At 71.3% G+C, this 25,212-nt stretch carries 18 protein-coding genes; 7 read left to right on the forward strand and 11 right to left on the reverse strand.

All coding sequences use genetic code 11. The annotated features are described in order from the left end of the window. Nucleotides 1–8: 8 nt before the first annotated feature. The 6 genes from ACIPJY_RS05755 to ACIPJY_RS05780 all read right to left on the reverse strand — a co-directional run bounded on the left by ACIPJY_RS05755 (nucleotide 9) and on the right by ACIPJY_RS05780 (nucleotide 7,660). Nucleotides 9–878, reverse strand: coding sequence for an alpha/beta fold hydrolase (locus ACIPJY_RS05755; protein WP_400463540.1), 870 nt, complete (start codon nucleotides 876–878; stop codon nucleotides 9–11). Next, a complete protein-coding gene (locus ACIPJY_RS05760; protein WP_400463543.1) occupies nucleotides 875–2,620 on the reverse strand; it encodes an ABC transporter ATP-binding protein in 1,746 nt (581 codons plus the stop codon). Before ACIPJY_RS05760 ends, ACIPJY_RS05755 begins: the two co-directional genes overlap by 4 nt. Next, entirely contained in the window at nucleotides 2,613–3,542 is a 930-nt protein-coding gene (locus ACIPJY_RS05765) for an ABC transporter permease (RefSeq protein ID WP_400463545.1), read from the reverse strand. The genes ACIPJY_RS05760 and ACIPJY_RS05765 overlap by 8 nt, the downstream gene beginning before the upstream one ends. Further along, nucleotides 3,539–4,519 carry an ABC transporter permease gene (locus tag ACIPJY_RS05770; RefSeq protein ID WP_400463548.1) on the reverse strand — a complete coding sequence of 327 codons (981 nt, stop codon included), beginning with the start codon at nucleotides 4,517–4,519 and terminating at the stop codon, nucleotides 3,539–3,541. The genes ACIPJY_RS05765 and ACIPJY_RS05770 overlap by 4 nt, the downstream gene beginning before the upstream one ends. Then, nucleotides 4,516–6,249, reverse strand: coding sequence for an ABC transporter substrate-binding protein (locus tag ACIPJY_RS05775; protein ID WP_400463550.1), 1,734 nt, complete (start codon nucleotides 6,247–6,249; stop codon nucleotides 4,516–4,518). The genes ACIPJY_RS05770 and ACIPJY_RS05775 overlap by 4 nt, the downstream gene beginning before the upstream one ends. Before the next feature lie 310 nt (nucleotides 6,250–6,559). Next, complete coding sequence (locus tag ACIPJY_RS05780; protein WP_400463553.1) at nucleotides 6,560–7,660, reverse strand: LacI family DNA-binding transcriptional regulator; 1,101 nt, start codon at nucleotides 7,658–7,660, stop codon at nucleotides 6,560–6,562. 233 nt (nucleotides 7,661–7,893) lie between these two features. Here ACIPJY_RS05780 and ACIPJY_RS05785 point away from each other — a divergent pair, with 233 nt between their 5' ends. Next, a complete protein-coding gene (locus ACIPJY_RS05785) occupies nucleotides 7,894–8,052 on the forward strand; it encodes a hypothetical protein (protein ID WP_400463556.1) in 159 nt (52 codons plus the stop codon). 55 nt (nucleotides 8,053–8,107) lie between these two features. Here the strand turns inward: ACIPJY_RS05785 and ACIPJY_RS05790 are convergent, their stop codons facing one another. Next, entirely contained in the window at nucleotides 8,108–8,812 is a 705-nt protein-coding gene (locus ACIPJY_RS05790; protein ID WP_400463559.1) for a GntR family transcriptional regulator, read from the reverse strand. Nucleotides 8,813–8,947: 135 nt separating this feature from the next. On the opposite strand from ACIPJY_RS05790, the gene ACIPJY_RS05795 reads away from it, so the two are divergent. Next, entirely contained in the window at nucleotides 8,948–10,093 is a 1,146-nt protein-coding gene (locus ACIPJY_RS05795; RefSeq protein ID WP_400463854.1) for an MFS transporter, read from the forward strand. A gap of 133 nt (nucleotides 10,094–10,226) precedes the next feature. Here the strand turns inward: ACIPJY_RS05795 and ACIPJY_RS05800 are convergent, their stop codons facing one another. Then, nucleotides 10,227–11,375 carry a Vms1/Ankzf1 family peptidyl-tRNA hydrolase gene (locus ACIPJY_RS05800; RefSeq protein WP_400463562.1) on the reverse strand — a complete coding sequence of 383 codons (1,149 nt, stop codon included), beginning with the start codon at nucleotides 11,373–11,375 and terminating at the stop codon, nucleotides 10,227–10,229. Between the two features lie 201 nt (nucleotides 11,376–11,576). Here ACIPJY_RS05800 and ACIPJY_RS05805 point away from each other — a divergent pair, with 201 nt between their 5' ends. Genes ACIPJY_RS05805 through ACIPJY_RS05820 form a run of 4 tightly spaced genes read left to right on the forward strand, consistent with a single transcriptional unit; the run spans nucleotide 11,577 to nucleotide 17,975 of the window. After that, a complete protein-coding gene (locus tag ACIPJY_RS05805) occupies nucleotides 11,577–12,941 on the forward strand; it encodes an ABC transporter substrate-binding protein (RefSeq protein ID WP_400463565.1) in 1,365 nt (454 codons plus the stop codon). Next, nucleotides 12,938–14,011, forward strand: coding sequence for a carbohydrate ABC transporter permease (locus tag ACIPJY_RS05810; RefSeq protein ID WP_400463568.1), 1,074 nt, complete (start codon nucleotides 12,938–12,940; stop codon nucleotides 14,009–14,011). Before ACIPJY_RS05805 ends, ACIPJY_RS05810 begins: the two co-directional genes overlap by 4 nt. Continuing rightward, entirely contained in the window at nucleotides 14,008–14,943 is a 936-nt protein-coding gene (locus tag ACIPJY_RS05815; RefSeq protein ID WP_400463571.1) for a carbohydrate ABC transporter permease, read from the forward strand. Before ACIPJY_RS05810 ends, ACIPJY_RS05815 begins: the two co-directional genes overlap by 4 nt. Next, complete coding sequence (locus ACIPJY_RS05820; protein ID WP_400463574.1) at nucleotides 14,940–17,975, forward strand: glycoside hydrolase family 2 TIM barrel-domain containing protein; 3,036 nt, start codon at nucleotides 14,940–14,942, stop codon at nucleotides 17,973–17,975. Before ACIPJY_RS05815 ends, ACIPJY_RS05820 begins: the two co-directional genes overlap by 4 nt. A gap of 238 nt (nucleotides 17,976–18,213) precedes the next feature. Here ACIPJY_RS05820 and ACIPJY_RS05825 read toward each other — a convergent pair whose 3' ends face one another. Then, a complete protein-coding gene (locus ACIPJY_RS05825) occupies nucleotides 18,214–18,633 on the reverse strand; it encodes a DUF3151 domain-containing protein (protein WP_400463577.1) in 420 nt (139 codons plus the stop codon). A gap of 288 nt (nucleotides 18,634–18,921) precedes the next feature. Between ACIPJY_RS05825 and ACIPJY_RS05830 the strand changes: the two genes are divergently transcribed. Continuing rightward, nucleotides 18,922–20,493 (forward strand): ABC-F family ATP-binding cassette domain-containing protein, encoded by a 1,572-nt coding sequence (locus tag ACIPJY_RS05830; RefSeq protein ID WP_400463579.1) that lies wholly within the window; start codon nucleotides 18,922–18,924, stop codon nucleotides 20,491–20,493. Nucleotides 20,494–20,527: 34 nt separating this feature from the next. Here the strand turns inward: ACIPJY_RS05830 and ACIPJY_RS05835 are convergent, their stop codons facing one another. After that, complete coding sequence (locus ACIPJY_RS05835; RefSeq protein ID WP_400463582.1) at nucleotides 20,528–24,448, reverse strand: hypothetical protein; 3,921 nt, start codon at nucleotides 24,446–24,448, stop codon at nucleotides 20,528–20,530. A gap of 47 nt (nucleotides 24,449–24,495) precedes the next feature. Next, nucleotides 24,496–25,203 carry an SDR family oxidoreductase gene (locus ACIPJY_RS05840; protein WP_400463584.1) on the reverse strand — a complete coding sequence of 236 codons (708 nt, stop codon included), beginning with the start codon at nucleotides 25,201–25,203 and terminating at the stop codon, nucleotides 24,496–24,498. Nucleotides 25,204–25,212 lie beyond the last annotated feature (9 nt).

Below are 25,212 nucleotides of genomic sequence, written 5' to 3' on the forward strand. Positions count from 1 at the left end.
GGTGCCTTTCAGTGCTGTGCCAGGAACCGGTCGAAGACCTCGATGGTCCCGGCGGGGTTCTCGACCTGTGGGCCGTGGTAGCTGTGCGGGATGACGACGTACTCGGCGCCGGTGTCCTCGGCCATCTGCCGCTGCCACGGGATCGGCCACGCGGTGTCCCACTCCCCGTGCGTGACGAGGACGGGGAGCCCGGTCGCGCGGAGCTCGTCCGAGGTGTCGGTGTGGTCCTCGAGGATGTGTCCGCCGGCGACGACGCTCAGCGGGCTGGTGGCCCCGAACCGGTCGCGGACCATCCGGACGTCGTCGGGCAGCTCCTCGTCGGGGCGGTGTGCCCAGAGCGGGTTCGTGGCGTCGAACAGCTGGCGCAGGTCCCCGGCGGTGTCGTGCAGGATCGTCAGCTCCGCGACCTTGCGGTAGGGCCAGCCGTACGGACCGGAGCAGAACTGCACGACGTCGCGGAACGCAGATGGGTCCTGGATCGCGGCGGCGCGGACGATCACCCCGCCGAGCGAGTGACCGATGAGGTGGACGGGGGCACCGTCGTCGAGGAGCCTCGCGACCCGGACGACGTCCGCGGCCTCTTCCTCGAGCGTGTGGTCCCGCGGCGCGTCGGGTGCCGCCGAGTCCGCCTGGCCGCGCCGGCTGATGGCGACGGCGGTCCAGCCGGCGTCGCGGAGGAGCGGCATGAAGGTGCGCCAGTCCTCCTTCGAGCCGGTGTACCCGGGCACGACCAGCACGACGCCCTTGCTCTCACCCTCGGGGACGACGCGGTAGGCGGTCAGGCGGCCGACGGGGACGTCGATGCCGACGACGTCGACGCCCTCGGGCGTGGGCAGGTGGCCGAACGGCGGGACGGTGGGGAACGCGTGCAGGTTCATGCGGTCAGCCTTCTCCGCGGGTTGGGCACCGCGTCCAGCAGGTCGATCGTGTAGCTGTCCTGCGGGTGCTGCAGCACGTCCGCGGTCCGGCCCCGCTCCACCACGGCGCCGTCGTGGAGCACCATGATGTCGTCGGTGATGAGCCGGGCGCTCAACAGGTCGTGCGTGATGTAGAGGAGCGAGACGCCCCACTGCTCGCGCAGGTCCTCGAGGAGCGCGAGCACCCCGGCGCGGAGCGTCACGTCGAGCATCGACACCGGCTCGTCCGCGATGATCACCTGCGGGTCGCTCGCGAGCGCCCGGGCGATCACGACGCGCTGCCGCTGCCCGCCGGAGAGCTGGTGCGGGAGCTTCTGCGCGAACTGCTCCACCGGGGACAGGCCGACGGTCTCGAGGAGTTCGAGCACCCGACGTCGGGCGTCCTTCCCGCGCAGGCCCGTGTAGTTCACGACCGGGCGGGTGAGCGTGTACTCGACGGTGTGCAGCGGGTTGAGCGCCGCGTACGGGTCCTGGAACACCATCTGCACCTCGGAGCGCAGGTCCCGCAGGCCGCGGCGCCCGAGCTTCGCGACGTCGAGGTCACCGAAGCGGACCGTGCCCGACGTCGGCTTCTCGACGCCCGTGAGCATCTTCGCGATCGTCGACTTGCCGGAACCCGACTGGCCGACGAGCGCGAGAGACTGCCCCGGCTCGAGCGTGAACGACACGTCAAGGACGGCGCGGACCGGGTCCTCGCCACGACGCGGCGGGGCGTAGGTCTTCACCAGGCCCTCGACGACGATCGGGTTCTTCGCGGCCGTGCGCTCGCGCGTCCCGACGGTCGCGTGCGAGGTCGTCGTCTCCTGCCGGCTGGCACCGGACGCCCCGCGGAGGGAGCGGTCCGGGAACCCGGGCAGCGAGACGACCTCGGCGCGCGGGTCCGCGTAGTGCGAGAGCAGCATCTGCGTGTACTCGTCCTGCGGGTCGCGCAGGATGTCGCGGGAACCACCGTCCTCGACGATCCGGCCCTCGTGCATCACCAGGACGCGCTCGGTGGCCTCGAGCACGATGCCGAGGTCGTGGGAGATGAGCACGGCGGTGAACCCCTCGGACCGCTGCAGCTCGATGATGGTGTCCATCACCGCGTGCTGCACCAGGACGTCGAGCGCCGTGGTCGGCTCGTCGAACACCATGAGCTGCGGCTCGAGGGACAGCGCCAGTGCGATCGAGACGCGCTGCCGCATGCCGCCGGAGAGCTCGCCCGGGTACCGGGCCAGCATCGAGTCGGGCAGCTTGACCTTGCCGACGAGCTCCCGCATCCGGCTGTCCCAGCGCTCGCGCGGGACGTGACCGTGGGCCTTGAAGATGTCGATGAAGTGGTTCCGGACGGTGCGCACCGGGTTGAGCGCGTTCATGCCGGACTGCAGGACCATGGCGAAGCCGCCCTGGCGCTGCTGCCGGAGCGCTTCCTCGTCGAGGTCGCGGATGTCCTTGCCCGCGAAGACGATGCTGCCGCCGTTGGTCCGGGCCGGCGGCTTCTGCAGTCGGGTCAGCGCGTAGCCGAGCGTCGACTTGCCGGAGCCGGACTCACCGACCAGACCGACGAACTCGCCCTTCTTCAGGGAGAACGACACGTGGTCGACCGCTTGGACCGCGGTCTGGCCGGCCGACTCGTAGACGACCGACAGGTCGCGGACGTCGAGGAGGACGTCCGCAGCCTGCGGGGCGGAGTCGGGCCGGGCCTCCAGGGTGGATTCAGGCATTCTTTCGCTCCTTACGGGGCCGCGCGCCCTCGCGCAGTCGCGGGTTGGACACGGCGTCGACGCCGAAGTTAATCAGGGTCAGGCTCATCGCGAGGAGCGCGATGCAGAGACCCGGTGCGAACAGCAGGATCCACTGACCGGTGAGCAGCGCGTTGGAGTTCTGCGCCCAGTAGAGGATCGTGCCCCAGCTGACGATCGAGGAGTCGCCGAGGCCGAGGAACTCCAGGCCGGCCTCTGCCAGGATCGCGCTCGTCGCGGCACCGAAGAACGAGCCGACGATGAGCGAGGTCATGTTCGGCAGGATCTCGCGGAACACGATGCGGGTCGCGCCCTCACCGGAGAACTGCGCTGCCGTCACGAAGTCGCGACCGCGCAGCGACTGCGTCTGGGAGCGGAGCACGCGAGCGCCCCACGCCCAGCCGGTCACCACGATGACCGCGATGATGACGGCGATGCCGCCGTTCTGCAGGTAGGCCGCGATGACGATCATCAGGGGCAGGCCCGGGATGACGAGGAACAGGTTCACGATGAACCCGATGACCTCGGCGATCCAGCCGCGGACGTAGCCCCAGCTGAGGCCGATCGCGACGGCGACGAGCGTGGACAGGATGCCCGCGACCGCGCCGACCAGGACCGAGATCCTGGCGCCGTAGATGATCTGGGAGAGGACGTCCTCGCCGGCGGCGGTCGTCCCCATCCAGTGGGCGGCGGTCGCGTCGGCGGACCGGGCGAAGCCGTTCTGGCTCGCGCCGTACGGGGCGAGGAGGGGCGCGAAGACCGCCACGATCACGAAGACCGCGAGGATGATGATGCCGATCCGGGCCTTGGTGTTGCCCCAGACGACGCCGAACTGGCGGGCTGCACTCTTCCACCGTGACGGTGCTTGGGCTTCTTCTTGGGTACGTACTGCGATCGTGGTCATCGACGCGTCCTCGGGTCCAGGATGCCGTAGAGGACATCCACGATGAAGTTGGCGATGAGCACCGACACGGTGATCATCAGGAACAGTGCCTGCATGAGCGGGTAGTCCTGCCCGATGACGGCGTTGAACAGCAGGTAGCCGATGCCCGGGTACCCGAACACCTGCTCGACGAGCACCGAGCCGCCGACGACACCACCGAGGGCCAGACCGAAGCCGGTCAGGTTCGGCAGGATCGCGTTGCGGGCGGCGTACCGGACGGCGACCGTGCGACCACGGAGGCCGTTCGCCTCGGCGAAGGTCACGTAGTCGTCGCCGAGGGTGTTGATCATCGCGTTGCGCATGCCGATGATCCAGCCACCGAGGCTCGTCACGAGGATCGTCACGGCCGGCAGGATCGCGTGCTGGAGTGCGTCACCGATGAACGCTCCACTGAGCCCGGGGGTCGTCGTCGCGGAGTACGCGCCGGTGGTCGGGAACCAGTGCAGGACGTAGCCGAGGAAGAACAGCAGCAGGAGCGCCGTCCAGAAGTACGGGAACGTCGACATGAACGAGCCGGACAGCGTCGGCAGCGAGTCGAGCCAGGTGCCGCGCTTCCACGCGGCGCCGACGCCGATCAGGGTGCCGAGCACGAACGCGATGATCGTGACCAGGCCGACCAGGATGAGCGTGTACGGCAGTGCCCTGGCGACGAGGTCCCCGACGTTCTGCGGGTAGAACGTGTAGCTCACGCCGAAGTCGAGCGTCACGACCTGGTGCAGGTAGCTGACGTACTGGTCCCAGAGGTTGCCGGTCGGGACGCCGAGCTGGGCCTCGATGGCCTTCTTGGTGGCGTCCGTGACCGGGCCGTTCTGGCTGAGCTTCGCCAGGGCGGCGTCGGTCGGGCTGCCCGGCATGAGGCGCGGGAGCACGAAGTTCAGCGTGATCGCGGCCCAGAGGGTCAGGACGAAGAGGACGAGTTTCTGGAGGATGTACTTCACTTGGCTTCGTCCTGTTCCTTCAGGATCTCCTGGCCGGCGGCGCTGTCGCGCAGACGCAGCTTGGAGAAGATGAGCAGCGGAGCCGAGTCGTAGTTCTGCGGCGCCATGTACGGGTCGTCCGCACTCGGCCAGCCGACGAACTTGCTCGTGTTGAACAGACCCCAGAGGCCGCCGTAGTACATGCCGATGACGGGCAGGTCGTCGTAGACGATCTCCTGCAGCTGGTCCAGGATCTCCTGCTGCTTCGCGGTGTCCGTCGTCGCCTTGTACTCGTCGAGGAGCTTCTGCGTGTCGGCGTTCTTGTACCGCTCGTAGTTGTTCACCGTCGACTTGCCGACCGGCTGGTAGAAGTCGGAGCTCAGCAGGGAGTTGAACGCCTGGTAGACGTCGCCGTTGCCCATGCCACCCATCGCCATGTCGAAGGTGCCGTTGTTGATGTTCTGCTGGTACCCGGCGGGCTGCGGTGCGCTGATCGTGACCTTGATGCCGATGGCCGTCAGGTTGCGGCGGACCTCTTGTGCGGCGCGGAGCCAGTCGGAGTAGCCGTTCGCGGTCATGATGTTGATCTCGAGCTGCTTGCCGTCCTTGACGATCTTGCCGCCCTGGACCGTGTAGCCGGACTTCTCGAAGGCGGCGATCGCGGCCTTCGTGTCCTGCGTGACGACGCCGCTGTTCGGGATCTGCTCGTTCACGTACTGCTCCTGGTTCGGCAGGATCAGCCCGGTCTGCGCCGCGGCCTTGAGGTTGCCCTCGGTCGCGGTCTCGGCGATGTCGTCGCGGTTCAGCGCGAGCGAGATGCCACGGCGGACGTTGACGTCGTTGTAGGGCGCCTTCGTCAGGTTCGGGATCAGGCCGATCACACCCCCCGGCGGGAACCAGTACGTGTTCGTCTTCGACGCGGCGCCCCACGTGCCCTGGACGTCGGAGATGAACGCGTACGCCCAGTCGTAGCCGCGTGTGACCGTGTCGAGCTGCGTGTTGGTCGCCGGCAGGATGAGGTGCTTGATGGCGATCTTGTCGGCCTGCCAGTAGGACTTGTTCTTGTCCATCGAGTACTGCTGGTCGGTGTAGTTGCCGAGCACGAACGGGCCGGTGCCGACCGGGTTCGGGTCGCGGTAGGTCGTCGGGTCCTTGACGTCCTTCCAGTGCTGCTCACCGAGGATGTACGTCTGCCCGATGATCGTCAGGCTCGGGACGTCGTCCGACTTCAGGTGGAAGACGACGTGCTGCCCCTGCTGCTCGATGCTGGCGATGTGCTGCCAGGCGCCCTTGACGTCCATCGCGGGGAACTTCTTCAGCAGGTCGAACGTGAAGACCACGTCCTTCGCGCTGAACGCGTCGCCGTTGGACCACTTGACGCCGCTGCGGATCGTCATGTCGATCGTCTTGGCGTCCGGCTGCGTCCACGAGCTCGCGAGCCACGGGTTGCGCTTGCCGTCGAGGGGGTTCACCTCGATGAGGGGCTCGTACATCCACTTCGACGCCGTGCGGGCGTTGGCGATGTACGGGTTGAAGTTGCGGTCGAACAGCGGGTTGCCGTGGTCCGCGTTGATGAGCATCGTGTCCTTGCCGATGCTCGGGTCCGGCTGGGACCGGACCTGGATGCTGCAGCCGGTGGCCGTGAGGGCCACGACGGCGAGCCCGGCGAGGGCCGCCATCAGGCGTCCGCGCCGGCCGCGGCGTGAGCCGGGGACGCGCGGGGAGCGCGTGCGCTGTGGGGGAAGCGTCATTGCTCGGTCGACCTCCGTGTCGAGTGGGTACCGGGACAATGTATGCGCTTACATCGCGCATTGCAACTGGGCGCCGGGCGCGGTGTGCGGGCGGGGGCCTTTGCGGGCGGTCGGGCCTTTGCGGCAGGGGCGGGCGGGGGCCTTTGCGGGCGGGCGGTGGCCCGACGGTACGACTGACCACGCGCGATCCTTCCCATCGCGCCCGCTGTGGGAAGAGGAAACGCGCGTAGGTGGTCGGAAGTTCTGACCTCCTACGCGCGAAACAACTCACCACACGTCGGCGAGCGCCCGCGCGCCCGCCCGCGCCGCGCTACAGCGCCGGGGGGCAGCTCTCCCGCAGGAGCACCTCGACGGGGAGCCGCATCGCGCGCGGCGGGCCCTCGGTGCGCTCGAGCCGGTCGACGATCGCCGCGACCGCCGCACGCCCGAGCTCCCCCATCGGCTGGTGCACGGTCGTCAGGCGCGGCGACGAGAACCGCCCCGCGTCGATGCCGTCGAAGCCGGTCACGACGACGTCCTCCGGCACGCGCAACCCCCGCGCCGCGATCGCGTCGAGCACCCCGAGCGCCGACTGGTCGTTCGAGCACACGATCGCCCGCGGTGCGGCGTCGGCGAGCAGGGCCGTCGCGAGCTCCCGCGCCCGGACCCGGCCGAAGTCGCCGTGCACGGTCCGGACCGACGACGCGGCGACACCGTGGTCCGCCAGCGCCGCGGCGAACCCCGTGGCCCGCTCCATGTCGTCCGGCGAGTCGATCGGCCCGGCGACGTACGCGATCGAGCGGATGCCCAGCCGGCCGATCACGTGGGACGCCAGCGTGCGCATGCCCGCGGCGTTGTCCACGCTGACCGAGTCGAAGCCGTGCGAGCGCCGGTCGTCGGCGAGCACCACCACGGGGATCCGGCGGGCGACGTGTTCGAGCAACTCGTCGGGCACGGTCTGGGCCAGGACCGCGAGTCCGTCCACGCGGCCGGCGACGTCGTTGACGATGACGTCTCGGGAGGGACCCCGCCCGGCGGCGACCATGAGGGCGAGGCCGCGCTGCCACGCCTCGGTCTCGGCGCCGCGCAGGACCTCGTCGAAGTACAGGTTCGAGGCGAACGGCTGCGTCACGTGCCGACGGTCGTCGACCACACGGACCCCGCCGTCCGTCACGAGCCCCGGTCGTTCGTCGGGGACCACGTCGAACCCCGGCAGCAGCAGTCCGATGACGCCGGTGCGCTTCCCCGCGAGCGCCCTGGCGTTGCCCGACGGCACGTACCCGAGCGTCCGGATCGCGGCCTGGACGCGGTCCCGCGTGCCCTCCCGGACGGCGTCCGGCGTGCGGAGCACCCGCGAGACGGTGGCGATGGAGACACCCGCCGCCGAGGCCACGTCGTAGACCGTGGGAGGTGCCGTGCGCTGCTCGCTCAACCCGGCCTCCTGTCCGCGTGTTCGTCGACGCCGGGCGTGAGCCGCCCCGACAGCGGACCATCCTAGGCACCGGTCCCCGACACACTTCTCCACAGACCGGCACCGACCCTTGCGTTCGGCGGGCGGGCCGGACCACACTGGGGCGACCTCAGTACGTCCCGTGGGGAAGCGCAACCAGCGGACGGTGTCCGCGTCATCGCGGGCCTCGGCCCGCCTTCGGGAAGGACGACCAGATGTCACAGTCGACGCAGTCAGGGCGCCGTGACGCGCACCGCCTGAACCGCGACGAGGCCGAGGTGCGCGACGCGCTCCTCGAGCACTCGGACGAGAAGTACAACGGCTGGATCTTCGCCCAGCTGGACGCCGCAGAAGGGCGCGAGCGCCTCGAGTAGCCGCTGACGCGGTCTCGGACCGGAGGCCCGGCTCACCACTGCGAGCAGGCTCGGCTCAGCGGTCGGTCGCGCCGACGATCGCCATGCCTGCACCACGCAGGCGACGGCGCTCCTGGGCGATCCAGGCGAGCAGGCGGTCGTTGGTCCCGGCGACGTGCGCGGCGAGCAGTTCGGCGGCGCGATCGGCGTCGCCGGACTGCACCGCGTCGATGATCTCGCTGTGCTCGGCCCAGGCGGCGTCGCGCGCCTCTGGCGTGCGCACCTCGATCCACCGCGTGCGCTCGAGTCGGGTGAGCGCGTCGGCGATGGCCTCGGTGATGAACCGGTTGCCGCCGAGCGCGGCGAGGTCCAGGTGGAAGGTCGAGCCCATCCGGATGCCGGACTGCTGGTCCGGCGTCGGCCGCAGGGTGTCGAGGTGCGCCCGGACCTCGGCGAGCTGGTCCACCGACGCGCGTGCGACCGCGAGCCGGGCGGCAGCGGGCTCGAGCACGCCGCGGAGCTCAGCGAGGGACGCGATCTCGTCCAGGTCGATCGGGGTGACCGTCCACGAGCGGCCCTCGTGCAGGATGAGCCCCTCGCGCTCGAGCCGGGACAGCGCCGCACGGACGGGAGTGCGCGACGCGTGGAACCGCGCCTCGAGTCCGCGCTCCGAGATGCGCTCACCCGGGGCGATGTCGAGCGTGAGGATCGCGGCTCGGAGGTTGTCGTAGAGCTGCGCCGTCTGCGACACCGGTGCTGCTGCGTCGATCGAATCGGTCACGGCCAACCACCCTATCGGCGCGGGGTCCCAGATGGTATACCGTTTTGGTATACCAATCAGTTCCGAGACGAAACGATCCCCGTGACGACGACAGCACCTGCACCCGCCCCCGCGATCACCGCCCGCGCCTGGACGATGCTCGCGCTCGGTGTCGCGGCGCAGGCGGCGGGCACCCTCGTCGTGTCCGCGCCGGCCCTGCTCATCCCCTACCTGCACGCCCAGGGGACCTCGCTCACGCTCGCCGGGGTGCTGGCGGCGGCACCGACGTTCGGCATGGTCCTGACGCTGATCGCCTGGGGAGCGATCACCGACCGCTTCGGCGAGCGCGTCGTCATCGCCGGCGGCCTGGTCCTCACCACGCTGGCGGTCGTCGGCGCCTGGGCAGCGGCCGGCAACCCGGTGCTGCTCGGGCTCGCATTCCTGGCGGGCGGGATGACGAGCGCCTCGACGAACGCCGCGAGCGGCCGCGTGGTCGTCGGGTGGTTCCCGAAGGAGCGGCGCGGCCTCGCGATGGGGATCCGGCAGATGTCGCAGCCGCTCGGGGTGACGCTCGCCGCGGTCACGGTCCCGCAGTTCGCCGAGGCGTCCGGCATCCGGGCGGCGCTCGTCCTGCCGATCGTGCTGTGCGCGGTGCTCGCCGTGCTCTGCGCGATCGGGATCGCGAACCCGCCGCGTCCGGCACGATCGACCGCGCCGCAGGCCGTCACGGCGAACCCGTACCGGGCGAACGGGTTCCTGTGGCGGATCCACGCGGTGTCGATCCTGCTCGTCGTCCCGCAGTTCACGCTCTCGACGTACGGGCTGGTGTGGCTCGTCGGACTGGGGTGGTCGACGCCGGCTGCGGGACTCCTCGTCGGCGCGTCACAGTTCGTCGGCGCCATCGGCCGGATCCTGGTCGGCGTGTGGAGCGACCGAGCGGGCTCCCGCGTCGGGCCGTTGCGGATCGTCGCCGTGAGCGCTGCGGTGGTGATGGCCGTCCTGGCCCTGGTCGACGTGTCGCACCTCGCCGGGGCCGCGGTGTTCCTGGTGATCGCGACGAGTGTGACCGTGGCGGACAACGGCCTGGCCTACACCTCGGTCGCCGAGGCGGCCGGACCGTTCTGGTCGGGCCGCGCACTCGGCGCGCAGAACACCGGGCAGTTCATCGCGGCGAGCGCCGTCGGCCCGGGCATCGGCGCGCTCGTCGGGGCACTCGGCTTCGCGGCGTCGTTCGGGATCGTGGCGGTGCTGCCCCTACTGGCGCTGCCGTTGGTCCCGCACGCCGATCGTTCCCACGACTGACGCGCGATCCTTCCCACAGCAGCCGCTCTGGAAAGTGGAATCGCGCGTGGGCAGTCGGAACTTCCGACCACCTACGCGCGATTCGACAACCCACCCACGCAACCCGCGCGAACCCGCGGCCCGCGCCCGCGACTCAGGCCGGGACGGTCGGGCCGACCGGCCAGCGCAGCAGCGCAGCAGCGGCCGCACCACCGGGCAACGACGCGGCGTTGACGAGCACGAGCTCGGCGTCCGTCAGGACCGCGGCCCGGACGAGCGCGCACACCGCCGGCACGGGCCCGATCACCGGCGCACCGGCCGCCTGCTCGGGCGCCGTCGCCACCCACGGGGCCGTCCCGAGCGCGAGCAGGGTCCGGTCGCCGATCGCGACGGCGTCCAGTGCGATGGTCGATCCCTGCGCCTGCTGCAGGGCCTCCACCACCGGGCCGAGCCCGGTCACCGCCTGGTTGTCGCCGCGTCCCACGTGGGTGCGGAGCGAGTCCTCCAGGTCGTGCCGGTGCCCGGCGATGACCCGGGCGAGCGCGACGCGCACGTGGTCCCCGACGACGGCCTCGTCGAACCCGCCGCCCGGCACCTCGCTGACGAGTCGACGCGCGTCGGACGACAGCCGGTCGATGAGCATCGGCCGTGCCTGCAGGTCACCGGACACCACGATGAGCGCGGGGCTGAGCCGCTCGACCGCCTTGTCGATGGCGCTCGCGACCTCGGTGGTGTTCTGCCGCCAGATCTCCTCGGTGCGGCCCTGCCAGCGGGGCTGCTTCCAGTCGCCGAAGCCGCCCTTCACCTTGTGCTGGTCGAACGTCTCGCCCTGGATGCGTTCCTCGTCGTCCGAGTTCCCGGGGTGCCCGAGCTTGTACGCCCGGTAGCCGCCACCGTCCTTGCCGACCTGGACCACCAGGAACGGCAGGTCGATCGGCCGGTGTGCGACGAGCGGCACCAGGTCCGGCACGGCTCCGGCGCCGATGGACTCGGCCGCGTGCATCGGGCCCGGGAGTACCTCGCTCAGGACGAGCTCGCCGTCGTGCACGAGCACGTAGCGGGCCACGGGCGCCGGGATCCCCGGGGTGTCCTCGAGCTCACCGGCGATGACGTCGACCGCGTCGAGATCGGAGCCCTGCGCCCGGAGCGCCTCCTCGACCGCGCGGAGCTTCAGCGCGGCCTGGCGGCGCGGGTCCTCGACGTTGGCGGAGGCGTCGACGTAGGCCCACGCCCACGTCCCACCACCTTCAAGCCGCTGTCCCAGTACCCGGTGCAGTTCGTTCGTGACGTTGGTCGACGTCATGGCAGCTCCTCTCGGAAGGCGAATCACCGGAGCTCGGTCGAGCCCCTGCGCTCTCACGTGGACCCCACCATTCACCGCGACCGGAGATCGCGTTCGCAGATCGGAGCGAACGCCCAGACCGCGCGCGAAAGTGTACTGACGCTCGGTTTTGTGGTTGGCTGAAGCGCAACCCCGATCCAACGACGAACCGGAGTGCAGGCAATGACGCCCCCATCACCACGACGCCCCATCACACGACGCCAGCTGTTCGGCTTCGGGATCGGCGCGGCAGCCACCGGCCTCCTCGCCGGCTGCGCGGTCCCCGGTTCGACCAACGTGAACCGTGCCGCCGTCATCCCCGCCGCCGCGAGTGGCGAGACCATCACGCTGACGTACTGGGCGTGGCTGAAGGACCTGCAGAAGGTCTGCGACATCTGGAACGCGAAGAACCCGAAGGTCCAGGTGCAGGCGAACTGGATCCCCGGCGGCAACAGCGGCGGGTACCAGAAGATGTACTCCGCGCTGGCGGCCGGCGGCGGCCCGGACATCGGTCAGGTCGAGCTGCGCCAGATCCCGGAGTTCATGCTCGCGAACGGCCTGGTCGACCTGGCCCGCTACGGCGCCAAGTCGTACCAGGACCGGTACGACGAGGCCGCGTGGGCCCAGGTGTCGTTCGTCGACGGCGTCTACGGCATCCCGCAGGACACCGGCCCCATGGGGTTCTACTACCAGACCGAGCTCCTCGAGAAGGCGGGCGGCGAACCGCCGAAGACCTGGGACGAGTGGAAGGAGCTCGCCGAGAAGGTCCGGAAGACGGGCAGCCAGAACTACCTCGAGGTCTTCCCGGTCGCCGACGCCTCGCCGTTCGCCGCGTACGCGCAGCAGGCGGGCGCGCGGTGGTTCAAGGTCGACGGCGACGAGTGGGTCGTGGACATGACGGACGACAAGACGATGATGGTCGCCGACTTCTTCGACGGCTGCATCGACGACAAGCTGGTGGACACGAGCGCCGGCGCCTACTCCCCCGGGTGGTACGCCTCGGCGGCGAGCGGCAAGATCGCGGCCGTCACGAGCGCGAGCTGGGGCGACGCCCTGATCGAGTCCGTGCAGGGCGGCGAGGGCAAGTGGAAGGTCGCCGAGATGCAGACCTGGGGTGACACGGGCTTCGGCTCGAGTGCGATCGGCGGGTCCACGGCGGCGGTCCTCGCGAACGCGAAGCACCCGAAGGAAGCGCTCGACTTCATCACGTGGATGACCACCTCGAAGGAGGGCATCGACGCGATGATCAAGTACTGCGGCATCGGCTGGTCGCCGGCGAAGGACTACATCGGCAAGCAGCGCCAGCAGCCGTCGAAGTGGTTCTCCGGGCAGAACTACAACGAGGACGTCTTCGTCCCGGCATCGCAGGAGCAGAACATCGACTGGTCCTGGTCGCCGGTCACGCAGTCGGCGTTCACGTCCCTGCAGAACCAGTTCCGCCGCAAGATCACCGGCAACCTCAAGCTGAGCGACGCCGTCGAGCTCGCACAGCGGGAGATCGTCCAGTCCTTCAAGGACAAGGGCCTCAGCGTCAGGACGGCACGATGAGCCAGCCGACCACCTTCCGCACGAGCACCAAGGCCACCCGGGCGCAGAAGCGCGCCCCGTGGATCCTGCTCGCCCCGTTCCTCGCGCTCTTCGTGCTGACGTTCATCATCCCGATCATCAGCGCGCTCTTCCAGAGCTTCACGACCGTCGACCGAGCCGGGCTCTTCGGCGAGGACGGCGTCACCGGCCGCTTCGCCGGCTTCGACAACTACGTCACGGCCCTGAGCGACAACGGCTTCGTCGCCTCGATCGGGCGGATGCTGCTGTTCGGCATCGTCCAGGTGCCGGTGATGATCATCGCCTGCACCATCCTGGCGCTGCTGCTCGAGTCGGCGAGCGCCCGCTGGCCGGGCTTCTTCCGGGCGATCTACTTCATGCCGTACGGCGTCCCCGGCGTCATCGCGACGATCCTCTGGTCGTTCCTGTACGTCCCCGGCCTGTCGCCGATCGTGTCGCTGCTGCAGTCGATGGGGCTGCAGCCGGACTTCCTCGGCGCCAACAGCGTGCTGTGGTCGATCGCGAACATCGTCACGTGGACCTACACCGGCTACAACATGCTCATCATCGTGGCGCAGCTGAAGTCGATCCCCGGTGAGATCTACGAGGCGGCGAAGATGGACGGCGCCGGCCCGTTCCAGGTCGCGTGGCGGATCCAGATCCCGCTCATCGCACCGGCCCTGGTGCTCACGACGGTCTTCTCGATCATCGGCACGCTCCAGCTCTTCGCGGAGCCGCAGATCCTGTCCACGGTCGCCCCCGCCATCGACACCGAGTACACGCCGAACTACGCCGCATACACGAACGCGTTCGCGTTCAACGAGTACGGCGTCGCGAGTGCGCAGGCGGTCATCATCGCGTTGGCCGCGTTCATCCTGTCGTTCGCGTTCCTCGCGCTGACGAACCGGCCTCCGAAGAACGAGCGCGACCAGCGCAAGCGGGCCAAGAAGGACGGCCTGGAGGCCCGGCGTGCGCTCCAGACGCGCGCATCCGCCGTCCGCACGGTCACCACCCAAGCCGACCCGGGCCTCCCGTCCGGTCGCATCGCGACCACCGAAGGGACAGACCGATGACCAGCGAAGCCATCGAAGCGCCGGCCACGGCGAAGTCGGCCGTCCCGGTCGACACCACGTCCATCTCGGCGCACCAGCGCCGCAAGCTCGACCGCTCCCCGAAGTCGCAGATCGTGGTGACCGGGATCCTGGTGATCGTCGCGGTGTACTTCCTCGTCCCGCTGTACTGGGTCGTGATCGCCGCGACGAAGACCACCGGAGCGCTGTTCTCGACGAACGGGTTCTGGTTCGGCGGCGAGTTCTCGCTGTTCTCGAACATCGCGGACGTGTTCACGTACGACGGCGGGATCTTCGTCCGCTGGATCGCGAACAGCGTGCTGTACTCCGGCGTCGGCGCGGTCCTGGCGACCTACTTCGCCGCAGCCGGTGGGTACGCGCTCGCGAAGTACGAGTTCCGCGGGCGCCAGCTCGTGTTCGGCACGATCCTCGGCGGCGTGCTCGTGCCGGGGACCGCGACGGCCCTGCCGCTGTTCCTGCTGTTCTCGACGCTCGGCCTGACCGACACGTACTGGAGCGTGCTCATCCCGAGCCTCGTCTCCCCGTTCGGGCTGTTCCTCTGCCGGGTGTACGCGGCGGCGTCGATCGACACGGCGCTCATGGAGTCCGCGCGACTCGACGGTGCAAGCGAGCTGCGGATCTTCCACACCATCGCGCTCCGGCAGATGACGCCGGCGCTCGTCACGGTGTTCCTGTTCCAGGTCGTCGGCATCTGGAACAACTTCTTCCTGCCGCTGATCATGCTGGCCGACCAGAAGCTCTACCCGATCACGCTCGGGCTGAACAACTGGCGTGCACAGGTCGACCGGCTGCCGGAGTTCTACCAGCTCACCACCGGCGGGGTGCTCGTCTCGGTCATCCCGCTCGTCATCGCCATCATCGTCCTGCAGCGCTTCTGGCGCGGGGGCCTCACGGAAGGATCGGTCAAGGGTTGACCTCCACCGCCATCGACGACCTGCACTCCACCGCGCCGGGTTCGGCGTCCCGCCTGGCGCCCCGCGCGTGGCTGCACACCGATGCACCCGCGCTGTCGCTCGACGGCGAGTGGGACTTCCGCTGGTCGCCGGTGGCGGCGGCTGCGTCCTTCGAGGACGAGGACGGGTGGGGCACGCTGCCCGTCCCGGCGCACTGGGTCCTGCACGGACACGGCGCGCCGAGCTACACGAACCTGCAGTACCCGTTCCCGATCGACCCGCCGCACCCGCCGGAGGAGAACCCGACGGGCGACTACCGGCGCACCTTCTCGGTGCCGTCGTCGTTCGACGCGGCGGCCCGGGTGCTGCTGCGCTTCGACGGTGTCGAGTCGCACTTCCGGGTGTGGGTGAACGACTCGCTGGTGGGATGGTCGACCGGGTCGCGGCTCGCGACGGAGTTCGACGTCACGGGTGTGCTCCGCCCGGGGCCGAACGAGATCCGGGTGCGGGTGCACCAGTGGTCCGCCGCCTCGTACCTGGAGGACCAGGACCAGTGGTGGCTGCCCGGCATCTTCCGGGACGTGACGCTGCTCGCGCGGCCCACCGCACCGGTCGACGACGTGTTCGTCCGTGCCGGATGGTCCGCCACGCTCGGTTCGGCCGCCAGCGCGGGGACCGCGGCGTCCGGACGGCCGTCGACCGGGTCGGGGACGATCTCGTTCCCCACGCTCGACGCGGTGTTCCCGGTGCGGTTCGCCGTACCGGACCTGGGCGTCGACGTGGTGTGGGCGTCGGCCTCCGACGTGGAGCCGATCGCGGTCGAGGGCGTCGAACCGTGGAGCGCCGAACTCCCCCGGCTGTACGACGCGACGGTGTCCACCGGGACGGACGCCGGTGGCACGTCCGGCGGCGAGACGGTGTCGCTCCGGCTCGGGTTCCGCACGGTCTCGATCGAGGGCGACCGGTTCCTGGTCAACGGCGAGCGCGTCGTGTTCCACGGGGTGAACCGGCACGAGACCCATCCGTCGCGGGGCCGGGTGTTCGACGAGGCCCACGCCCGCGCGGACATGGCGCTCATGAAGCGCCACAGCGTCAACGCCATCAGGACCTCGCACTACCCGCCGCACCCGCGCGTGCTGGACCTGGCCGACGAGTTCGGCTTCTGGGTGATCCTGGAGTGCGACCTCGAGACCCACGGCTTCGTGTTCCTCGACTGGCAGGGCAACCCCTCCGACGACCCGGCGTGGGAGGACGCGTACCTGGACCGCATCGCGCGGACCGTCGAGCGCGACAAGAACCACCCGTCGATCGTGATGTGGTCGCTCGGGAACGAGTCCGGCACCGGGCGGAACCTCGCGGCGATGTCGACGTGGGTGCACGCCCGCGACCCGGAACGCCCGGTGCACTACGAGGGCGACTACACGGGCGAGTACACCGACGTGTACTCGCGGATGTACCCGTCGCTGCAGGAGACCGAGTCGATCGGTGGTGGGACCCCCACGCCGCTGCTCGGGTGTGGTCCGGCCGAAGCGGCGCGGCAGCGGTCGAAGCCGTTCATCCACTGCGAGTACGTGCACGCGATGGGCAACGGTCCGGGGCAGATCGCCGAGTACGAAGCGCTCGTCGACCGTTTCCCGCGCCTGCACGGCGGCTTCGTGTGGGAGTGGCGCGACCACGGGCTGCTCGCGCACACCCCGGACGGCACGCCCTACTACGCCTACGGCGGGGACTTCCACGAGGTCGTGCACGACGGCAACTTCGTGATGGACGGGCTGGTGCTGCCCGACGACGTCCCGACACCGGGGCTCGCGGAGTTCGCGGCCGTTGTCGCCCCGATCCGCCTGGCCGTGTCGGTCGTCGCCGGTGGCGGCACGGTCCTGGTCGAGAACCGGTACCACTCGGCGTCGACCGCCGGGCTCCGGTTCACCTGGACCCTGACGCGCAACGGCGCCCCCGAGGCGACCGGACGCCTGGCACCGGGTGTCGTCGCCGCGCGGGAGTCCGCGACCGTCCCGGTCCCGAAGGAGGTGCTCGAGGCCGCCGCCGGCCCGATCGCCCCCGGCGAGGAGCTCTGGCTCGACATCGTGGCGGAGCTCGCCGGGCCGACGGCGTGGGCGGACACCGGCCACGTCGTCGCACGCACCCAGACGCTCGTCGCGAGCCGACCTGCGGAGGCGATGCGAGCCTCCAGTCAGGGGTGGGAGGGTGACCGCCTCGGGGAGGCGACCTTCACCGAGCGCGGGGACCTGTCCAGCTGGAAGGGGCTGCCCGTCGCCGGACCGCGGCTCGAGCTGTGGCGTGCGCCGACGGACAACGACCGTCTGGCGTCGCAGGGCGGGTACGAGACTGCCGACCCGGTGCTCACGCACGGCGTCGGCGACCCGGACGCGCCGGCGTCGGCGACGAAGTGGGAGCGGGCCGGACTCGACCGGCTCACGCACCGGCTGATCGACGTCGAGCGGACGGCGAACGGGCTCGTGCAGCGGGTCCGGGTCGCCGCCGCCAACAGCGGGGCCGGCGTCGAGGTCACGCACCGCTGGACCCTGACCGAGGCCGGGCTGCTGCTCGACACGACTGCGATCCCGTTCGGCGCCTGGGAGGTGACGTGGCCGCGCATCGGCGTGCGGATCGACCTGCCCGCGTCGTTGCTGTCGGAGTCCGCTGAGTGGTTCGGGACCGGGCCGCTGGAGTCGTACGCGGACTCGTCGCACGCGGCGCACGTCGGGCGGTTCGGCTCCCCGGTGTCGCTGCTCACCGTGAACTACTCGCGGCCGCAGGAGACCGGCCACCGTCCCGGGCTCCGGACGCTGACGGTGGGGCCGTTCACGGTGTCGTCGGTCGGTGTCAGGCGGACCGGGTTCACCCTGTCGCCGTGGACCGCGCAGCAGGTGGCGCGGGCGGGGCACCCGTACGAGCTACCGACGCCGGACGCGACGTACCTGTACCTCGACGCGGCGCAGCACGGCCTCGGTTCGCGGGCCTGCGGGCTCGACGTGCTGCCGGAGCACCAGCTGTGGCCGGCGACGACCACGTGGAGCGTGCTGCTGGCGTGACGCCGCGAGCGCGGCGCCGCGGCGCCGCTGCGCCGCGCCGCGGCTGCGCCGCGCCGCGGCTGGTGCCGATCGGCGTCGCACAACCGAAACCGGCTCGCACCACGGACTTCCGTGGTGCGAGCCGGTTTCGGTTGTGCGGTGCCGGCTCGCGCCGCGGGCGCAGGCGGGCGCGCCGCAGGCGCAGGCGGGCGCGCCGCAGGCGGGCGCCGCGCCGCGGGCGCCGCGGGCGCGCTCCGCGCTACGCCTCGAGCGCGGGGAGCGCCGCCGGGTCCGCGCCGTTCAGGAACTCGGTCAGGCGCTCGGGCTCGCCCGGCTCGTCGATCGCCTGGGCAGCGCGCCGGAGCGCGAACAGGGAGCGCAGCACGCCACGGTTCGGCTCGTGCGACCACGGGACCGGACCGGCCCCCCGCCAGCCGGCCTTGCGGAGCGAGTCGAGCCCGCGGTGGTACCCGACGCGGGCGTACGCGTAGGACTCGAGCGTGGCGCCACGGTCCCAGGCCTCGTCGGCGAGGAGCGCCCACGCCAGGCTCGACGACGGGTGCGACACGACGACGCTCGCGACGGGGGCGTCCGCGGCGAGCGCGGCGTCGACCTCCGGGTCGGCGGGGAGCAGGGTCTCGGGGTTCGACGACGGGGTCGGCAGCAGGTTCTCGGGCATGCCTCCACCCTGTCATCCCTTGCGGCGGTCTGGGAACGGGCTTACCGTGGACGTCACTCCGTCGTGACCGCGGAGCAGCGGGGCGGGAGACCGACCGCCGGCTCGGGTCACGGAAACGGGGGTCAACCGACGGAAGAAGTCGCCTTGCGCGTGATCACCGGTACTGCGTCCTCGCAGCAGCTGCCCCTGCGCTGACACCGTGATCACGCCCGCCGTCGAGTGGGCACCTGCCGCTCCCGCGGCTGTCCGGTGTCGTGCGCCCGCACGATCACACCGGAAGGCACCTCCATGCCCGCGAACCCCTCGGTCGTCCTGCACGACCTCAGCTTCACCTGGCCCGACGGCGTCGTCGCGCTCGACCACATCACCACCGCCTTCGGGTCGGGCCGGACCGGCCTGGTCGGGAGGAACGGGGCCGGGAAGTCCACGCTGGTCCGGCTCGTCACCGGTCGGCTCTCCCCCACGTCGGGCACCATCACGACGTCGGGTCCCGTCGACCACCTCCCCCAGCGCCTGCAGACCGGCGCGGACGACACCGTGGCGGACCTGCTCGGTGTCGGCGACGCACTGACGGCCCTGCGCGCGATCCTCGGCGGCGACCCGTCCCCCGCGCACTTCGACGCGCTCGGGGACGACTGGGACGTCGAGGAGCGGGCCACTGCGGCCGTCGACCCGCTCGGGCTCGACCTCGACCGTCCCGTCGGCACGCTCTCGGGCGGGCAGGCCGTCCTGGCCGCCGTCGCCGGGATCCGGCTGCGGGGGCTGCCGATCGCGTTCCTCGACGAGCCGACGAACAACCTCGACCGGCGGGCGCGGACGATGCTGCTCGACATGGTCGACAGCTGGCGCGGCACCGTGGTCGTCGTGAGTCACGACCGGGAGCTCCTGGAGCACGTCGACGAGGTCGCCGAGCTCCGGACCGGGGCGATGACCGTGTTCGGCGGCACGTTCTCGGCGTACGAGGAGTACGTCGGCGTCCAGCAGGCCGCGGTGGAGCGGGAGGTCCGGGTCGCCGAACAGCGGCACCGCACCGAGAAGCGGCAGCGCATCGAGGCGGAGACGAAGATCGCCCGCCGTGCGAAGGCGGGCGAGAAGGCCGGCCGCTCGATGCCGAAGATCCTGGCGAACGAGCAGCGGAAGAAGGCGCAGGAGACCGCCGGGCGACTCCGACGCGGTGCCGCCGGTGACGAGGCCCACGCCCTGGCCGCGATCCGCGAGGCCGAGCAGCACCTGCGGGACGACGAGTCCATCTCCGTCGAACTGCCCGATCCGCACGTCCCGGCGTCGCGTCGCATCGCGACCATCACCGTGCGCGACCGGGACACCATCGTGCAGGGGCCCGAGCGGGTGGCGGTCGGCGGGGACAACGGCGTCGGCAAGACGACCCTGCTCGAGCAGCTCGTCGGCTCGCCGACGGCGCGCGATCACCCGCTCCCGGGCACGCACGCCGAGCCGCACGTCGAGCAGGTCGCCTACCTGCCGCAGCGGAAGGACTCGCTCGACGACGACCTGACGGTGCTCGAGAACGTCCGGCGCGGGGCTCCGCAGGTCGCGGACGCCGTGCTCCGCAACCGCCTGGCCCGGTTCCTGGTCCGCGGCGACGCGGTGGACCGGGTGGCGGGGTCGCTCTCCGGCGGGGAGCGCTTCCGGGTGGCGCTCGCGAGCCTGGTCCTGAGCGACCCACCGCCCCAGCTCCTGGTGCTCGACGAGCCGACGAACGACCTGGACATGACGAGCGTCGACCAGCTCGTCGACGCGCTGCGCACCTACCGGGGCGCGGTCGTCGTCGTGAGCCACGACGAGGCGTTCCTGGATCGACTGGGCCCCGACACGCGGCTCGACCTGTCGCCGTCGCGGTGAGCGAGGACGACAGGCCGAACCGGGACCGAGCCGGTCAGTGCGATCCGGTCTCCGCCCGGCGACGGCGGCCCGTGAGCACCATCGCGAACACGCCGAGCGACAGCAGCGCCAGGGCGACCGCGGTGGTGAGCGCGATCCCCTGCACACCGGTGAACGCCAGCTCCGCCGGTGCCGTCGCCGCGATCTTCACCGAGGCGTCCGGCAGGTCGACCCCGTGGCCCTGCGGATCCGTCGCGGTCACCGTGACGACGGCCTCGAACGCACCGCGCTCCACGTCGGCGGCGGTCACCGTGCGCTCGCTCGCGCAGCTGGTCTCCTCGCCTGGGGCGAGATCGGTCGCACGGCATTCCTGATCACCGTCGTCGGATTCACGAGCGACGAGATCGCGGAGCGTCACGGAACCGGTGTTCCGGACCGTGGTGGTCAGCGTCACCCGGTCACCCTCGGACACCGGACCGTCGGTGCTCGCCGACAGCGCGGTGGAGCCCTGGACAGCCCGCGGCACGGCGATGGTCACCGACGCCGGAGCGACCGCGAGGTCGTCACCGGACGGGACCTCGGCCGACGCGGTCACGGTCTCGCGCACGGAGCCGCTGTCGAGGTCGGCCTGGGTGAGCGTCCGCTCGAACGAGCACACCACCGACCCACCGACCGGGACGGTCTCGTCCGCACACTCCGGTGCCGCGGGGCCCTCGGCGTCGCCACGCTTCGCCGCGAACGCGACGAACCGGCTCACCGTGAGGTCGCTCAGCGTGACGTTCCCCGTGTTCGCCACGGTCGCGCGGAACCCGACCGTGCCGCCGACGGACAGATCGGCTCCGGGCTCGACCTCCAGGGTCAGCGTGGCACCGGGCTCGGCGTCGATCGGTACCGTCAGGTCCGCGGTCGGGATCGTCGTACGGGCTCCGGACGGGACCGCGGCGGTGCCGTCCGCGTGGAACTCGATCCCGCCGGCGTCGACGTGGGCCTGGGTCACCGTCACGGTGATCGTGCACGTGGCGGACTCGCCCGGTGCGATCGCACCGTCCGGGCACGTCACCTGCTGGTCGGCGGCCGCGCCGAGTTCGACGTCCGACAGGGTCACGTTGCCGGTGTTCGTCACCGTCGCCTCGACCCGCAGCTCCACGCCCGGGTCGAGCCGCTCCCGCACCGCCGCGGCGAGCGCGAGCGTGGCCGCGGGTTCGGCCGGGACGTCCACCCGGACCGAGGTCTCGGCGAGGTCGACGCCCTCCTCGGTCGGCGTCGACCCGAGGACCGACGTGCCGAGGTCGAGACCGCCCGCGTCCACGTCCGCCTGCGTGAGGGTGGTGGTCACGACACACTCGGTCCGTGCGCCGGGGACGAGCGGTGCCGGTGCGCAGTCGGTGACGTCGCCGCGGTCCGGACGGAGTGCCAGGTCGCGGATGGTCACGTCGCCGCTGTTCTCGATCGCGACGACGACCGTGACGACGTCCCCGACGGCGGGCTGCTCGTCGGCGTCGGACGTGCTCGTCGCGGTGAGACCGGGGTGCTGGGCGATCGGTGCTTCGGCGGTGGCACGAGCGAGGCCGGACGCCACCCCCGCCGGCGTGGTCGCGGACACCGCCTCGTCCACCCGGACGACACCGGCGTCGACGTCGGCCTGGGTGAGCACGCGGCTCACGACGCAGCGGGTCTCGGCCCCGGGTGCGAGCACCGCGGTGTCGCAGGTACCGGCCCCGATCTCGAGCGCCGACAGCGTGACGTTCCCGGTGTTCGTGACCGTGGTCGTCCACGTCACCTGGTCGCCGGCGCCGGTGCGCTCCGTGACGTCGGAGGTTGTCGACGTCGAGAGGGCCGGAACCGGCGCGATGCGGTCCGAACTCGTGGCGCGGGTGACCTCTGCCGGGGCGGCGCCGGGCGCGGCGGCGCTGACGATGGCCTGGCGGTCGAGCGTACCCCGGTCGACGTCGGCCTGGGTGACCTCGGCGGACGTCGTGCAGGTCGCGCGCTGGCCGGGGGCGAGGCCGTCGACGTCGCACACTCCCGTGCCGTCCGCGGTGTCCACCACGACCTCGCTCAGGGTCACGTTGCCCGTGTTCGTGACCGAGGTGGTCCACCTCACGGTCTGCCCCACCTTCGGCGTCGGGCCGGCGTCGGAGGTCATCGAAGCAGTGGCGGACGGGGTCGCCGGCACCGGGTCGGTCACACGGACCCCGCCGAGCACGGATCGCACACCGGCCGGAGTGGTCGCGAGGACGTCCCCGGAGAAGTCGACGGCACCGCGGTCGATGTCCGCCTGGGTCAGCGGAGCGCGGACCACGGTGCAGGTCGTCGTCGCGCCGGGCGCCAGGGTGGCGTCGACGCAGGTCACCGGGTCGCCGGTGGCGGGGTCGACGGTCACGTCGGAGAGCGTCACGTTGCCGGTGTTCGTCACGGTGACGGTCGCGGTGACGACGTCGCCCACGGCGGGCACATCCGCCGCATCGGTCACGACGGACGCGTCGACGTCGGGCGCGGCCACGGCGACGTCGCGGACGTCGGCCGAGCCGAGTCGTGCCGCATCCGCGCCGGGAGCTGCGCCGACGACGGCCACGGACTGCTCGACCGCGCCCGCGTCCACGTCGGCCCGGGTCGCGGTGTAGGTCACGGCGCAGGTCGTCGACGCGCCGGGGGCGAGGGAGGTCTGCTCGCAGGCGGCCGCCGTGCCGATGGCCGGTTGGGCGGCGAGGCCCGAGAGCGTCACCGTCCCGGTGTTCGTGACGGTCGTCGTGTAGCGGATCGTCTGGCCGACCTGCACCGAGGCGCCGGCGTCGGAGGTCGTCGCGACGGACGCCGTCGCGGACGTGGCGATGTCCTGCTCGAGCGCGACGCGCGTCTTCGCATCGGGACCGTTCGCGGTGGCACCGGTGATGTCGGCCGAGAACGCGGCCTTGCCACTGTCGACCTCGGCCTGGGTGAGGGTTCGGACCACGCGGCAGGACACCGACTGGCCGGGGGCGAGCACGACGTCGTCGCAGCCGTCGACACGGCCGACCGACGGCGTGACGGAGAGGGCCGTGAGCGTGACGGTCCCGGTGTTGGTGATGGGGACCGTGTAGGTCACCGTGTCGCCCGAGGCCGGGGCCGCGCCGAGGTCGGAGGTCACGGAGGCGCCGACACCTCGGGCACCCGTCACCGAGACCTCGGCTTCCGCGGTGCCCAGGTCGAACGCAGTCCCCCGAGGGGTCTTCGCCGTGGCCGTCAGGGTCGTCGAGACCGACCCGGCATCGACCTCGGCCTGGGTGAGCGCCCGGCGCGCGGTGCACTCGAGCGTCTTGCCCGCGTCGATGTCCGGCGCGGAGCAGGAGACCGGGCTGCCGTCCGCGAGCGTCGACTGCAGGTCGCGGAGCCGGACGTTGCCCGAGTTCTCGAGCGTCACCGTCCACACGAGCTCGTCGCCGGCACCGATCCGGCCGTCGTCGTCGGTGTCCGTGATCGTTCCGCTGAGATCCGCGGTGCCGTCGGGGCGCTCGGGGATGGCGAAGAGGACGAGCGGCGTCGAGGCGATGAGGTCGAGCACACCGCCAGCGCTCCCGTCGCCGAGGTACCGACCGTTCGCCGGGGCCCCCGGGGTGTCGACGACGAAGGTGAAGAAGCCCTCCGAGGTGATCTTCGCACTGAAGACGAGGCAGCCGCTGCCGTCACCGGTGGGGATCGCAGCGAGCGCGGCGTCGCTCGGGGACGTGGTGCGGGAAACGCACGTCCCGTCGACGGTGACGACGCCGGATTCGCCCGGAGCCGGGTACTCGACGTCCGACGGGGTGGCGATGGTGTCCCGCCACGAGTTGCCGGAGAGTCCCACGAAGGTGGTCTTCGACCGGTTCTGCAGCGGGCCGGTGATCATCCCGTCGTCGGCCTTGGCAGCGATCGCAACCGGGGTCAAGAGGAGGGCACTGGTGGCCACCGCGGCAACACACACCGCGGCGAGCGCCGATTTCGGACGGGGGAAACGCATGACGAGGACTCCTTGGACGGGGAACCTTCATCATGCCGTATTTTACATTACATATTTGACTCACGCCTGCGAGTAGGACGGATGGACAGCGTCTCGATCGTGCCGCGCTCCGGCAGGTCGACGACGGTGCGGACCGCGTCGGCGACGTCCTGCGGGGCGAGGAAGTACGCCGTGTCGTAGGACTCCCCGAGCTTCTCGGTGAGCGCCCGCTGCATGTCCGAGTCGGTACGCCCCGGGTGCACGCTCGACACCCGGACGCCGTTGGCACGCTCTTCTTCGCGCAGGGCGTCGGTGAGCGCGCGGAGGGCGAACTTCGAGGCGCCGTACACGCCGCCACCCGGCCCGGACAGGAACCCCGAGCCGGAGTTGATCGTCACGACCAACCCGCGCGATGCCCGGAGCGCCGTCAGCGCGAGGCGGGTGAGCTCGGCCACGGCGAACACGTTCGTCGCGAAGACGGCTTCCCATGTGGCGCGCGGGGTGTCCGCGATCCGGTTGCCCTGCTCGACACCGGCGGAGTGCACCACGACGTCGAGGCGGTCCGGCAGGTCCGGGACGTCACCGGCGCCGAGGTCGCCGACGAACGGCGCCGCGCTCGGGAGCGCCGCCACGACGGCGGCGACCGCGTCCGCGGAGCGCCCGCCGACGAGCACGTGGTGGGTGCGGCCGAGGTCGGCCGCGATCGCGCGGCCGATGCCGCGGGTGGCTCCGGTCACCAGGGCGACCGGACGGGCTGGAGGCTGTGCATGCGTCACGCGAGTCAG

Source organism: Curtobacterium sp. NPDC090223, assembly GCF_044746585.1.
GTDB lineage: Bacteria > Actinomycetota > Actinomycetes > Actinomycetales > Microbacteriaceae > Curtobacterium.

Coding starts and splice junctions, on each gene's coding strand:
- ACIPJY_RS05775 (WP_400463550.1), bottom strand. CDS start 6,249: ATGACGCTTCCCCCACAGCGCACGCGCTCCCCGCGCGTCCCCGGCTCA.
- ACIPJY_RS05755 (WP_400463540.1), bottom strand. CDS start 878: ATGAACCTGCACGCGTTCCCCACCGTCCCGCCGTTCGGCCACCTGCCC.
- ACIPJY_RS05835 (WP_400463582.1), bottom strand. CDS start 24,448: ATGCGTTTCCCCCGTCCGAAATCGGCGCTCGCCGCGGTGTGTGTTGCC.
- ACIPJY_RS05785 (WP_400463556.1), top strand. CDS start 7,894: ATGTCACAGTCGACGCAGTCAGGGCGCCGTGACGCGCACCGCCTGAAC.
- ACIPJY_RS05810 (WP_400463568.1), top strand. CDS start 12,938: ATGAGCCAGCCGACCACCTTCCGCACGAGCACCAAGGCCACCCGGGCG.
- ACIPJY_RS05765 (WP_400463545.1), bottom strand. CDS start 3,542: ATGACCACGATCGCAGTACGTACCCAAGAAGAAGCCCAAGCACCGTCA.
- ACIPJY_RS05815 (WP_400463571.1), top strand. CDS start 14,008: ATGACCAGCGAAGCCATCGAAGCGCCGGCCACGGCGAAGTCGGCCGTC.
- ACIPJY_RS05795 (WP_400463854.1), top strand. CDS start 8,948: ATGCTCGCGCTCGGTGTCGCGGCGCAGGCGGCGGGCACCCTCGTCGTG.
- ACIPJY_RS05760 (WP_400463543.1), bottom strand. CDS start 2,620: ATGCCTGAATCCACCCTGGAGGCCCGGCCCGACTCCGCCCCGCAGGCT.
- ACIPJY_RS05805 (WP_400463565.1), top strand. CDS start 11,577: ATGACGCCCCCATCACCACGACGCCCCATCACACGACGCCAGCTGTTC.
- ACIPJY_RS05825 (WP_400463577.1), bottom strand. CDS start 18,633: ATGCCCGAGAACCTGCTGCCGACCCCGTCGTCGAACCCCGAGACCCTG.
- ACIPJY_RS05830 (WP_400463579.1), top strand. CDS start 18,922: ATGCCCGCGAACCCCTCGGTCGTCCTGCACGACCTCAGCTTCACCTGG.
- ACIPJY_RS05800 (WP_400463562.1), bottom strand. CDS start 11,375: ATGACGTCGACCAACGTCACGAACGAACTGCACCGGGTACTGGGACAG.